The organism is Candidatus Anaeroferrophillus wilburensis (genome assembly GCA_016934315.1).
GTDB lineage: Bacteria > Desulfobacterota > Anaeroferrophillalia > Anaeroferrophillales > Anaeroferrophillaceae > Anaeroferrophillus > Anaeroferrophillus wilburensis.
Genome location: JAFGSY010000017.1, coordinates 1 through 12,450 on the forward strand (window position 1 = coordinate 1; position 12,450 = coordinate 12,450).

Sequence of the window (12,450 nt, forward strand, 5' to 3'; positions counted from 1 at the left end):
AGGCCCGCTCATAGCGCTCAAAAGGCTGCAGGACAATATCCTCACTTTTTTTACCCTTGCGGGAATCTTCCAGGTGGGTAATGGCGGCGGCTGTCGGCCGGTTGCCGGCCAGCCAGGTGGTATATATCCGCTCACTGCTCTTGAAGTAAGCCAGCGATTCCCTGATCTTCTCGTAATCAGGATCCAGGCCTGCCTTGATCGCCGACGGCTTGGTCTCCCGGCCATAGATACCTACCCGCAGATGGATAGTGCCGATCCCATTGAGCACAATACCGTAATAAAAATCCTGACTCAGATCGATGCCGGGGATTTCCTCCAGCATGCTTTTGGCCTGCTGGTACTCCTTAAGCGCCCCGTCGAAATTACCACGGATCATCTTCTTTTCGCCGGTGCTGTAGTGACGCATGGGCGCCTGGTAGCGGCTGTCCTGGCCGAGACCTTTGAGTTGATAATGACGCCACAACATAACCCCCATCGCCACCGACAGAACCGCCACCACAAGGGCAACCATCCGCATCTTGCGGTTGAAGCGAAACAGGCTTTCAGTTGTTTGCATGACTATCAGTAACCCGCTATTTCCGGCAATCTCCGGCGGTTTTCCCTGGAGACAGAGCCACCCGGCCCCACCTGCCATATGAGATAAAGGAGGCGAGATATATATGGTATCAACGCTTTTGTCAACCACTAAATAGCTGCCGACGGACAATAAAGCAACCGGCTAACGCCGCGGCGACCACCAACGATCACCCATACCCTGCAAAATGCTGGTATCCTTGATAATAATATCCCATTTGGGCATCGTCCGATGACCATTCGGCCGACTTTTTAACGGCCTGCCCCGACGGCCTCGGCAGGCAAAAACGTTGACAAAGCCACACCAATGTACTAATAGATGCTCATATAATAAGGTAAACTTGCATCAAATGGTGGATCATGAAGGTTCATGAAGTGATGAATACCGAAGTGGTAACGGCCCAGCCGGACAGCCGCGTCTGCGATATTATCGAACTTTTTCACCTGAAGAACATTACCGGTGTACCGGTGGTCGAAGACGGCCGGGTGGTGGGAGTCATCTCCAAAAAAGATATCCTGCCGCTGGTGGCCTCCTTCGACGTCGACTACGAAACTCTGGAAAGACTGAAGGAAACCTGCACCTACAAGGTTGCCGACTACATGCAGCGGGAGGTCATCAATGTGCCGCCGGTGGAGCCGGTTGAATCCTGCGCCATGATCATGATCAACAACAATATCAACCGCCTGCCGGTGATGGAAGACGGCGCACTGGTGGGCATCGTCACCCGCGGCGATATCCTCAAGGCACTGGCCAGCTGCGGCGGCTGCGAACTATAGAAAAACGGTAGACGGTATAAGGCATACGGTGTACGGTACAGAGCATAGGAATAAAGATGAAAAAACCGCTGGCGACAGCGGTTTTTTGTAGTTGACAGCCTCTTTCCCACCCTTGCAGCAATCACCCTCCCGCAACCATATTTTCCCTACACCCTTCGTCGTATAGTGCACCGCATCCGTACACCGTTGTGTTACAGCATTCCCCCGAAGAAACTATTATAGGCCAGCTTCTGCAGGGTTTCAACCGCTGTCAGGGCTTCCTTGAGCGCCTCCCGCTCGCTTTCCGGCAGCACTTCCGGATCGAGATAATAGTCATATTTTTTCCCTGAAACCACCGCCTCCACCTGGGAAATCATTTTGGCCCGCGTGAGCACCAGGTAAGCCTGCTGCAGACGCAGCGACAGATCAGCATCAAAATGGTGCCCTGCTTCCAGGGCTTTGAGGCGGGCAATGGTGTTGGTGGCGGTGATCCCATATTTGAGCGCAAAAACCCTGGTGGTCATGATCAGCGGCGCCCAGCCGAAGAGCTTGACATTAAATTTGCCGGCATGTTTGCCGCTGCGCTCAAGGCGGAATTTCTTGAAAAAATTAAGCGCCACCGAAGACATGACGGCACTGCGGGCCATGCTCATCAGGGCATCGAAATGGTCGCGAATCATGGCATGGACTTGATCGACAAACTGCCGGCCGACCTTTTTTGACCCGGCGCAGTAGACCACATCCATGAGGATAATCATCCGCAGAAGGTTTTTCTGGTCCTGGTTGCCGATCACCTCCTCCATCTTCTCCTGCCAGGCCGGCAGAGAGCCGCGCCAGTCATCGTTGGTGGGCATAATGTTGCCGGTGCACAGGGCGAAACCGGCAGTATCAAGATCCTTCACCACCCGCCGGGCAAAGTTATTGAAATAGGCATCCACCACCGCCGATTCATGCTCGTAGACCAGGGCATTATCCTGGTCGGTGAAGAAGGTCTGCTCACCCCGGCCGTCGCTGCCCATATTGAACCAGGCAAAGGGGCACGGGGGAGGACCAGCATCCTCAAGGGCCAGATCGATGACCCGGACTGTAATCCGGTCGCGATAGGTGGTAATCAGCTGATGGATCTCCATTACCTCCACTCCGCGGAGAAACAGCTCCAGGGCAATATTATTGAGAGTACGATGCAGCTCCACCAGCTCGTCCAGGGTGCCGGCCTTTTCGCTGCGGCGCACCAGGGCGACGATCTCACGCCAGCGCTCCTCCAGATACTGGCGCCGCTTGTCAAGCACCTGACGGGCATCACCAAGGACCAGCAGCCGCTCTTTCACTGACGAAAAAAAAGGCTGGCCGCCAGTCCCGCCCATGGCGCCGATGAGCAGACGATCATGACTCACGGTTCCCGATTTGAAACCCTGATAGAGGGTTCTGAACTGTTCCGGCTGATAGGTGGTCGGCATGGTTTCCGGCTTGTACTTCGGATTGGCAGACAGACAAACCCCTTGAGTACTTTCCCGACAGGTCGGCGGCGACTTTTCCGCCGGCTGCCGGCGCCCAAGGCTTACCCTGGCAAGGTAGAACAATTCGCCCGAAAAATCCATTAAAAAAAGGGAAGGGACGCTGCCGCCCCTTCCCCTGGCACTACTCTATCTACTCATGCGCAAGATACCATCGGGCTTACTCGTATTTCACCCCATGCACCTTCTCGCAGAGGTACTTGCGGATTTCCACTGACGGCGGTTCGGTCGCCATGGAAACAATAATATTGGTAAAGAAGGCAACCGGCATCAGAATCAGCGAAGAAGAGGTGAACGGGATCAATTCTGACAACCAGGTACCCTTGCCGGCCCCTTTGCCCCAGAAGAAGAAGAAGGCAGTCAGGAACAGGCCCACCAGCATACCGGCGATACAGCCGTACTTATTGGAACGGCTCCACCAGACTCCCAGGAGGAAGGTGGGGAAAATGGTGTTCCCGGCAATGGCAAAAGCCATGGCGACGATCTGGGCGATGAGGGCAAACGGCTTCAGGGCGAAGGCAATAACAATCAGACCGAGAGCGAACACGGCAACCTTGGACACCATCATGCGGGCATTTTCCGAGGCGTTCGGGTTGATGACCCGGTAGTAGATGTCATGGGACGCCGCGGAACCGGCAGCCAGCAGCAGACCGGAAACCGTGGAGAAGGCAGCCGAAATGGCACCGGCAGCCAGGTAGCCGCAGAACCACTGGGGCAGACCGGCACGTTCGGCGGCCAGAACGACGATGGCATCGGCCAGTTCCTTCTTCGGCACCATACCCGCTTTAGCGGCCATGACCCTGGCGAAGGCGGCGTACGCCGGCGAACTCCAGTAGAGCAGACCGATGAAGAACAGGCCCCAGACCACCGACCAGCGGGCGTCACGGGTGTTGGGCACAACGTAGAAGCGGGACAGTACGTGCGGCAGACCGGCGGTACCCACCATCATGGTGAAGCACAGGGCAATCCACTTGTAGGTGCCACTCACGCCCCAGGGAGCGACATACTTGACGTTGGCGGCCGCAATCTGCTCCGCCAGCTCCGGGGCGATGGCAGTGGCGGCGCCTTTGCCGATATTGGCGGCGTTGGCATAGAGGTTGCCGATGTCATACACTGCGGCGCCGTAGCCTATCTCCGGGATCAGGAAGAAATACCCCAGCTTCCTGGCGATGAAAACCAGCGGGAAGATAAAGGCCGTAATGATAATTACATACTGGAACTGCATATTCTTGGTGGCCCCGAGCATCCCGGCGATGATGATGTAGGCCAGCACAACGGCCGTACCAACGATGACCGAGGTGGCATAATTGAAGCCGAACACCCAGCTGAACATCAGGGCGATGCCTTTGTACTGGGCGATGGAGTAGGTTAAGGAAATGATGATCGCGGTCAGGGCGGCGATAATCCGTGCACCCTGCGATTCGAAACGGTCACCGATGAAATCGGCGGCGGTGTATTTGCCGAAGCGGCGGATCTGGCCGGCCATCAGCACCAGCAGCATGACGTAGCCGCCGGTCCAGCCGAGGATGTAGGCCAGAGCGAAATAACCCTTCAGATAGAGCAGACCGGCCATGCCGAGAAAGCTGGCCGCGCTCATCCAGTTACTGGCGATGGCAGCGCCGGCACCGATCCGGCCGATGCCGCGGCCGGCCGCCCAGTAGTCATCCTGGTCCTTGGCCTTATGGCCGACACCAATACCAACAAAACAAGCCAGGACGATCGCCAGAATAATAGCCGGTCCCAGTTTAAATCCAGTTTCAACTCCCATTAGTAACCCCCTAGCTTTCTAAACGTTAATAATGCTGCGTCCCGGTAAAGTCTAGATATCCGCTTTGCCATGCCGCTCTTCCAGACCATCAACCAGGATGTTGAACCAGATGCACAGCAGGATGTAGACGATGATCATGAACTGCCCGGTCCACCAGTAATGGAACGGGAAACCGAGAAATTTCATCCGGGTCAGGAAGCTCTGGCCAACCGCGTCTTCCTGCACCAGCTTCAGCAGAATCTGAAACCCGAAGGTCCCCAGCGCCCAGATGACCAGCATGAGCCAGATATAGGTCGTCTCGGTCTTCATGAACTCGGTCCGGGGTTTGAAGATATTGATGTGATACTGGTCCTCAGTCATAATGAGTGCTCCTCCTCCTAAGGTTACATTCCCTTTTTTGCGCAACAAAAAATAATAATATAAAAACCGATAATAGTTGAACTGCTGGAACGAGATCTCCGACGCTTTTCGCCAACTCACCTCCTTTCCTCTTGCAACTACCGATGCAGCGCCGCGTAACTCCAAAAAGGGAATAGAGTACAACGGCTCACTATCGAGCCTTAGGGGAAATTACTAAAACATTGTCTTATGGATGTCAAGAAAAAAAACGATATTTTATTTTAAACTTGACTTGCACACTTTATCACAATATTATCCAGGTATAGCAATCTTTCAATACCACATACAACCTGTTGATATCACAGAGTATAACAGAAAACATTCAGGATGGATAATGAACCGGATTACCAGCGAAACAGCAATTTACGGCATTATGGGCAACCCGCTGCACCACAGCCTGTCGCCCCGCCTCCACAATGAGGTCTTCCAGCGCCACAATATAAATGCGGTTTATCTGGCCTTCCCGGTGGCGGCCGGCGGGGTGGCGGCAGCGGTGGCCGGCCTCAAAGCCCTGACGATCAGCGGCATCAATGTCACCATCCCCCACAAGGAGGCGGTCATTCCCCATCTGGACCGGGTGGATGAAACCGCCCGGGCAATCGGGGCGGTCAACACCATCACCCGCCGCGATGGACAGCTGGTGGGCAGCAACACCGACTGGCAGGGTTTTGCCGACTCGCTGACCCACTTGGGCTTCGATCCGGCCGGCAGGCAGATTGTTCTGCTGGGCTGCGGCGGTTCGGCGAGGGCGGTGATCTATGCCCTGGGCAAAAAAAACTGTAAAGGAATCATGATCTACAACCGAACACAGGAAAAAGCGGCGGCCGTGGCTGAACATTTTTCAACCCTCTTTCCCGCCACCCGGATCAGCGTCCGGCCCCTGGCCGATTTTTCCCGTGCCGGCGGCCGGCAGCCGATGCCGATCATTATCGACACCCTGCCCGGCCCGGTATCCTTCACTGCACCGCCGGCAGCCGACCAGACCGGTGAGGCGACACTCTATTATCCGATCAGCTACGGTGCCGGCGCCAGAGGCAAACAGTGCCCCGCCGACTGGCAGCGGGTTGACGGCCTGGCAATGCTGGTCTTCCAGGCCTGCCGGAGTTTCTCCCTGTGGTTCGGCAGGCGTTTCTCCGCCACCCAGGCAGCCGCTTTCTACGGTGAAATGCTGGCTGATCTGCAAACGGCGAACGAGCCTGACCCCGGCGGGCATCCTGAAACAGCTTTTTTCGCCAGCAGGGATATCAAGGAACGGTAAAAAGCTTAGGAAACCGGATGGCACCATAACAACTCCTGATGTGAGGCAAGCAAAACCTGAGGAATACGGCGGCCGGCCAGTACGCCCAGTGACGAGGGTTGCAGCTTGCCAATGGAGATGGAGTTGCTACGCAACCATCAACGTTGATGACCGCAGCAAGACGGAAACGATGCACATGAATCTGAAAAATAAACGCCTGGGCGAGATGCTGGTCAGCGCCAAACTGCTCACCGACAACCAGCTGGCCCAGGCGCTGCAGGACCAGAAAATGAACGGCGGCCGGCTGGGCTCGGTCCTCGTCCGGCTCGGCTTTATCAACGATGACGACCTGATCAATTTTCTCTGCGTCCAGTACGGCGTCCCGGCGGTCAACCTGCGGGATTTCAAGATTGATGAACAGGTCGCCAGCCTGATCCCCACCGACGTCATCAACAAATACCTCACCATTCCCATCAACCGTGTGGGTTCGACCCTCATCGTCGCCACCTGCGACCCCTCCAACATCTCGGCCATCGATGACATTAAATTCATCACTGGTTACAATGTTGAAATCGTCGTGGCCCCGGAAACGGTAATCAAGGAGACCATTGAAAAGCTCTATGACTCCACCTCGGTCCTCGAAGATGTCATGTCAACCTTCGATGACGCCGAGATGGAGCTGATCCAGGAGGAGGATGAGGTCAGTGTCGGTGAACTGAAACGGGAAACCGAGGACGCCCCGGTCATCCGGCTGGTGAACCTGATCCTAGTGGACGCCATCCGCAAAGGCGCCAGTGATATCCACCTGGAGCCCTATGAAAAGCTGTTTCGGGTCCGCTACCGGATCGACGGGGTTCTCCACGAGGTGATGAAGCCGCCCATGAAGCTGAAAAACGCCATCATCTCGCGCCTTAAGATCATGTCGGAGCTTGACATCGCCGAACGGCGGCTGCCCCAGGACGGCCGCATCAAGATGAAGATCGGCAAGGGCAAAACGATGGATTTCCGGGTCTCGGTCCTGCCGACCCTGTTTGGTGAAAAAATCGTTCTCCGATTGTTGGACCAATCAAACCTGCAGCTCGACATGACCAAACTGGGGTTCGAGGAAACTCCCCTGGCCCAGGTCAAGGATGCCATCTACCGGCCCTATGGCATGGTCCTGGTCACCGGACCCACCGGCAGCGGTAAAACCACCACCCTCTATTCCGCCCTCAGCGATCTCAACAAAATTTCCGATAATATTATGACCGCCGAGGATCCGGTGGAATTCAACTTGCAAGGCATCAACCAGGTGCAGATCCGAGAAAAGATCGGCCTGACCTTTGCGGCCGCCCTGCGCTCCTTCCTGCGCCAGGATCCGGACATCATCCTAGTGGGGGAGATGCGGGATCTGGAAACGGCGGAGATCAGCATCAAGGCGGCCCTTACCGGCCACCTGGTGCTCTCCACCCTGCATACCAATGATGCGCCAAGCACGGTCACCCGGCTGATCAACATGGGGGTGGAACCGTTTTTGATTGTCTCCTCCCTGAACCTGATCATGGCCCAGCGGCTGGCCCGGCAGATTTGCCAGAACTGCCGCGAGCCGGAGGAGATTCCGGTCAAAGCCCTGATTCAGGCCGGCATCCCGGAGGCCAAAGCCGCCGAGACCGTCTGCTTTAAAGGCAAGGGCTGCGGCAACTGCAACAACACCGGCTACAAAGGGCGGATCGCCCTGTATGAAGTCATGCCGATGACCGACGGCCTGAAGACGGCAGTCATCGAAGGCGCCAACACCATTGAACTCAAGCAGATGGCCATTGAAAACGGCATGAAAAGCCTGCGCCAGAGCGGCCTGAGCAAAATGATCGAGGGAGTTACCAGCTTTCAAGAAGTTTTACGGGTCACGGCAAAGGATTGAGGAAACAGGAGCGGGAAGTCAGGAGTCAGAATGACGGGGCTGCTGTTTCAAGAGATGGTTTCAGCAGTTTTTTTACTAAAACATTCGCAGATAGCAACGATTATAACCAATACATACACGGACTTCTCTTTTCCCCGGAGCAAAAACCATGGCAACACTGCACCAACTGCTTAAAACCATGCACGACGAAAACGCCTCCGACCTGCACATTACGTCGGGAACCCCGCCCCAGCTGCGGATCGACGGCAAGCTCTACCCGCTGGAGCTGCCGCCCATGACCCCCACGGACACCAAACAGATGTGCTACAGCGTCCTCACCGACTCCCAGAAGCACCGTTTCGAGGAAAACAACGAACTGGACCTCTCCTTCGGGGTCAAGGGGCTGAGCCGCTTCCGGGCCAACATCTTCGTCCAGCGGGGCACGGTGGCCGGCGCATTCCGGGCAATCCCCTACGAGATCAGATCCTTCGAGGACCTGGGACTGCCGCCGGTCATCCAGGAACTGACCAAAAAACCCTCAGGCCTGATCCTGGTCACCGGCCCCACCGGCAGCGGCAAATCGACCACCCTGGCGGCGATGATCGACAAGATCAACCGGGAGCGCCATGAGCACATCCTCACCATCGAGGATCCGATCGAATTTGTCCACCAGCACAAGAAATGCATCGTCAACCAGCGGGAGATCAAATCGGACACCGACACCTTCGCCAACGCCCTGCGCTACATTCTCCGCCAGGACCCCGACGTCGTCCTGGTGGGTGAACTCCGCGACCTGGAAACCGTCGCCTCATCCCTGACGGTTGCCGAAACCGGCCACCTGACCCTGGCCACCCTGCATACCAACAACTGCGCCCAGACCATCAACCGGATCATCGACATCTTTCCCTCCCACCAACAGCCGCAGATCCGCTCGCAGCTCTCGTTTGTCCTCGAGGGGGTGGTCTCCCAGCAGCTGCTGCCACGCAGCAACGGCAAGGGCCGGGTGATGGCCTTGGAGTTGATGATTCCCAACCCGGCAATCCGCAACCTGATCCGCGAGGACAAGATCCACCAGATCTACTCCCAGATGCAGGTGGGGCAGACCAAGTTCTCCATGCAGACCATGAACCAGTCTCTCGCCAGCCTCTACCAGCGGGGACAGATAAGTTTTACCGACGCCCTGACCAAAAGCTCCGATCCGGATGAACTCCGGCAGATGGTGGGCAATCGCGCGATTTAGCGTTCGGTCTTCAGCCGGCCGGCAATAGATAGGAGATGACCATGACCGTTTTTCAATGGCAAGCCAAAAACCACCAGGGCAAGAAAGTCAAGGGGGAGCAGTCAGCCCTCTCCGACAGCATGGTGACCCTGGCACTGCGCAAGCAGGGAATGACCGACATCAAGGTCAAGAAAAAGCCCAAGGAGATCGAGATCAACCTGCCCTTCCTGAAGGCCAAGGTGCCGGAAAAGGAAGTGGTCGTCTTCACCCGCCAGTTTTCCACCATGATCAATGCCGGCCTGCCGATCATCCAATGTCTGGACATCCAGTCATCCCAACAGGAGAACAAGGAGTTCAAGAAAATTCTCCTGGCAATCAAGGAAAGCGTCGAGGGCGGCGAAACCCTGGCCGAGGCCCTGCGCCATCACCCCACGGTTTTCGACTCCCTCTACTGCAACATGGTGGAAGCCGGTGAAACCGGCGGCGCCCTGGATGTCATCCTCAACCGCCTGGCCTTCTTCATGGAAAAAAACATGAAGCTCAAGAAGCAGGTCAAAGGCGCCCTGGTCTACCCGAGTTCGGTCATGGCGGTGGCGGTCATCGTTGTGGCGATCATGATGGTGTTCGTTATTCCGTCTTTCGAAAAAATGTTTTCCGGTTTCGGCGCCGAGCTGCCGGCCCTCACCCAGCTGGTGGTCAACATCAGCAAATTCGTCCGCGGCAATATTCTGGTCATGATCGGCATCCTGATCGCGATGGTGGTTGCTTTCAAACAGACCTATAAAACCGAAAAAGGCCGGCTCTTTTTCGACCGCCTGTTTCTCAAATTGCCGGTGTTCGGCATCCTGCTGCGCAAGGTGGCGGTGGCCAAGTTCACCCGCACCCTGGGGACGATGATCTCCAGCGGCGTTCCCATTCTCACCTCCCTGGAAATCGTCGCCCGGACGGCGGGCAACGTGGTTATCGAACGGGCGGTGTTGTCAACCCGGGAAAGCATCAGCCAGGGAAAGACCATTGCCGAACCGCTGGAGGACAGCGGCATTTTCCCCTCCATGGTGGTACAGATGATTTCGGTGGGTGAGTCCACCGGCGCCCTGGACGAGATGCTCAACAAGATCGCCGATTTCTACGACGACGAAGTGGATGCGGCGGTGGCGGCCCTGACCTCGCTGATTGAACCCCTGCTGATGGTCTTTCTCGGCTCGGTGCTGGGCACCATGATCGTTGCCATGTACCTGCCGATCTTCAAACTGGGTTCCGTAGTCCATTAAAAATGAGCGGTTAACGGTATAAGGTGTACAGTGTAAGGTATCGGTATGCAGCTTGCGGTTTTTACCCCTTCTTTTCGCCGTATACCCTGCACCGTTAACCGTATACCGTTCTTTCATCATGCCTAGACGGATCAAAACACTCCTGGCTTTCCGGGTTTTTCTCGTCACCCTTCTGCTGGGGATTTTGATCCTTTTTGATTTCGCCTGGCCCGACACTACCCGGCCGCTGTCCACTTCCCTCTATTTTTTCATCGCCGCCGTCTATCTGCTGACCATCATCTACGTGGCGCTACTGCCCCGGCTGCGAAACCGCCAGTGGTTCCTTTTTTTCCAACTGGCTATGGACGCCGCCCTGGTCAGCACCCTGCTGCTGCTTACCGGCGGCTTTTACAGTCTCTTCTTCCCCCTCTACTATTTCATCATTCTCGGAGCCGCCCTTTTTCTTGAACGGCAGCATAACCTGGCTCTGCTGCTGCTCTGCTGCCTCTGCTACCTGGGAGTGATCGGCGGCCACTTTTTTGAACCGGCCAGCCTCCTCCTGACCCTGCCGCCGATCATCAAAGCGACCAGGGCCCCCTTCGCCTCGGCCCTCTTTCTTCGGCTGGCATCATTCATCATCTTCGCAATCATTCTCTGGCTGATCACCAGAGAGCATTCCCGGACCCAGGAAAAACTCGAACAGCGGGAGAATGATCTGGTCACCATGAAAAGGACCAACGACCACATCGTCCAGTCCATTGACAGCGGCCTGCTGACCGTCGATACGATGATGAAGATTATCTCCCTTAATCGGGCGGGGGAACAGCTGCTCGGCCAACAACTGACGGACATCCTGGGACGGAGCCTGGAGGCGCTGCTGCCGGAACTGACCATCCTGCCGGAGAAAACAGCACTGCAGCGCCATGAAACCATCTATCAACATCCCGACGGCCGGCGGCTGACCCTGGGCTATTCGATCACCGCGTTGAGCAACGAAAAGGGTGAACAGCTGGGCAGGATTGTTGTTTTTCAGGATCTCACCGAGCTGAAAAAGATCGAGCAGCAGCTCAAGATTGCCGACCGGCTGGCCGTTCTTGGGCGGTTATCGGCCAGCATGGCCCATGAAATCAGAAATCCCATGGCCGCCATCCGCGGCTCGGTGGAGATGCTCCACAGTGAACTGGCGCTCACCGATCCGGCCCACGCCAAGCTGATGCAGATTGTCATGCGCGAATCGGACCGCCTCAACCGCCTGATCACTGATTTTCTCTCCTTCGCCCGCCAGGACAGCCGGGAGCAAACCACCATCGACCTGGTTGCCCTGCTCAAGGAGATCATCTTCCTGTTCAAAACCCAGTTTCCCCGGTTGACGTTTGTAGAAGATTTTCAGGCCGAGCGACCGGTGATCACCGGCAACCAGGATCAACTCCGGCAGGTATTCTGGAACCTGATTAAAAACGCTGCCGAGGCAATAGCGGACCAGGGAACCATCACCATCCGCAGCCTTGAAAAGCCCCTGACCGCGGGGCAGCCAGACGATCAGAACCGAGTGCTTGCCGTCGAGATCGAGGACACCGGCACCGGCATTCCTGAAGAAGTCATGAATAAAATCTTCGAGCCCTTCTTCACCACCAAAAAGGAGGGTACCGGCCTGGGTTTGTTCATCGTCTTCCAGCTGCTGAAACTCAATGGCGGCACCATCACCCTGCACAATCGCACCCCCGATCCCGGCACCACCACCACCATCATTTGGGGACGTTGTTAAATTGTTAAATTACAATAACGCAATTTAACAATTTAACAACGTCCCTATTTTTTTCCTACTTTTTTGGTTTTTAGTATTTTTTATTTTTTA

The 12,450-nt window shown here is 56.1% G+C and carries 10 protein-coding genes; 6 read left to right on the forward strand and 4 right to left on the reverse strand.

Going from position 1 to position 12,450, the window contains the following annotated elements; translation table 11 throughout:
• On the reverse strand, positions 1 to 556 hold a 556-nt coding region (locus JXO50_04380; protein ID MBN2332327.1), incomplete at its 3' end, for a hypothetical protein.
• Between the two features lie 377 nt (positions 557 to 933).
• Here JXO50_04380 and JXO50_04385 point away from each other — a divergent pair.
• A complete protein-coding gene (locus JXO50_04385; protein MBN2332328.1) occupies positions 934 to 1,350 on the forward strand; it encodes a CBS domain-containing protein in 417 nt (138 codons plus the stop codon).
• A 191-nt stretch (positions 1,351 to 1,541) separates the two neighbouring features.
• Here JXO50_04385 and JXO50_04390 read toward each other — a convergent pair whose 3' ends face one another.
• From JXO50_04390 to JXO50_04400, 3 genes are all read right to left on the reverse strand, one after another.
• Positions 1,542 to 2,909, reverse strand: a complete 1,368-nt coding sequence (locus JXO50_04390) for a hypothetical protein (GenBank protein MBN2332329.1) — start codon at positions 2,907 to 2,909, stop codon at positions 1,542 to 1,544.
• Positions 2,910 to 3,003: 94 nt separating this feature from the next.
• Positions 3,004 to 4,611 carry a VC_2705 family sodium/solute symporter gene (locus JXO50_04395; protein MBN2332330.1) on the reverse strand — a complete coding sequence of 536 codons (1,608 nt, stop codon included), beginning with the start codon at positions 4,609 to 4,611 and terminating at the stop codon, positions 3,004 to 3,006.
• Between the two features lie 51 nt (positions 4,612 to 4,662).
• Entirely contained in the window at positions 4,663 to 4,971 is a 309-nt protein-coding gene (locus JXO50_04400; GenBank protein MBN2332331.1) for a DUF4212 domain-containing protein, read from the reverse strand.
• 373 nt (positions 4,972 to 5,344) lie between these two features.
• Between JXO50_04400 and JXO50_04405 the strand changes: the two genes are divergently transcribed.
• The 5 genes from JXO50_04405 to JXO50_04425 all read left to right on the forward strand — a co-directional run bounded on the left by JXO50_04405 (position 5,345) and on the right by JXO50_04425 (position 12,360).
• Positions 5,345 to 6,268, forward strand: coding sequence for a shikimate dehydrogenase (locus tag JXO50_04405; protein ID MBN2332332.1), 924 nt, complete (start codon positions 5,345 to 5,347; stop codon positions 6,266 to 6,268).
• 169 nt (positions 6,269 to 6,437) lie between these two features.
• Positions 6,438 to 8,147 (forward strand): type IV-A pilus assembly ATPase PilB, encoded by a 1,710-nt coding sequence (gene pilB / locus JXO50_04410; protein ID MBN2332333.1) that lies wholly within the window; start codon positions 6,438 to 6,440, stop codon positions 8,145 to 8,147.
• A 148-nt stretch (positions 8,148 to 8,295) separates the two neighbouring features.
• Positions 8,296 to 9,366 carry a type IV pilus twitching motility protein PilT gene (locus tag JXO50_04415; GenBank protein MBN2332334.1) on the forward strand — a complete coding sequence of 357 codons (1,071 nt, stop codon included), beginning with the start codon at positions 8,296 to 8,298 and terminating at the stop codon, positions 9,364 to 9,366.
• 41 nt (positions 9,367 to 9,407) lie between these two features.
• Positions 9,408 to 10,616 carry a type II secretion system F family protein gene (locus tag JXO50_04420; protein MBN2332335.1) on the forward strand — a complete coding sequence of 403 codons (1,209 nt, stop codon included), beginning with the start codon at positions 9,408 to 9,410 and terminating at the stop codon, positions 10,614 to 10,616.
• Between the two features lie 118 nt (positions 10,617 to 10,734).
• Positions 10,735 to 12,360: a PAS domain S-box protein gene (locus JXO50_04425; GenBank protein ID MBN2332336.1), complete on the forward strand. Its 1,626-nt coding sequence runs from the start codon at positions 10,735 to 10,737 to the stop codon at positions 12,358 to 12,360.
• Positions 12,361 to 12,450 lie beyond the last annotated feature (90 nt).

Coding starts and splice junctions, on each gene's coding strand:
- JXO50_04385 (MBN2332328.1), top strand. CDS start 934: ATGAAGGTTCATGAAGTGATGAATACCGAAGTGGTAACGGCCCAGCCG.
- pilB (MBN2332333.1), top strand. CDS start 6,438: ATGCACATGAATCTGAAAAATAAACGCCTGGGCGAGATGCTGGTCAGC.
- JXO50_04395 (MBN2332330.1), bottom strand. CDS start 4,611: ATGGGAGTTGAAACTGGATTTAAACTGGGACCGGCTATTATTCTGGCG.
- JXO50_04405 (MBN2332332.1), top strand. CDS start 5,345: ATGAACCGGATTACCAGCGAAACAGCAATTTACGGCATTATGGGCAAC.
- JXO50_04425 (MBN2332336.1), top strand. CDS start 10,735: ATGCCTAGACGGATCAAAACACTCCTGGCTTTCCGGGTTTTTCTCGTC.
- JXO50_04400 (MBN2332331.1), bottom strand. CDS start 4,971: ATGACTGAGGACCAGTATCACATCAATATCTTCAAACCCCGGACCGAG.
- JXO50_04420 (MBN2332335.1), top strand. CDS start 9,408: ATGACCGTTTTTCAATGGCAAGCCAAAAACCACCAGGGCAAGAAAGTC.
- JXO50_04415 (MBN2332334.1), top strand. CDS start 8,296: ATGGCAACACTGCACCAACTGCTTAAAACCATGCACGACGAAAACGCC.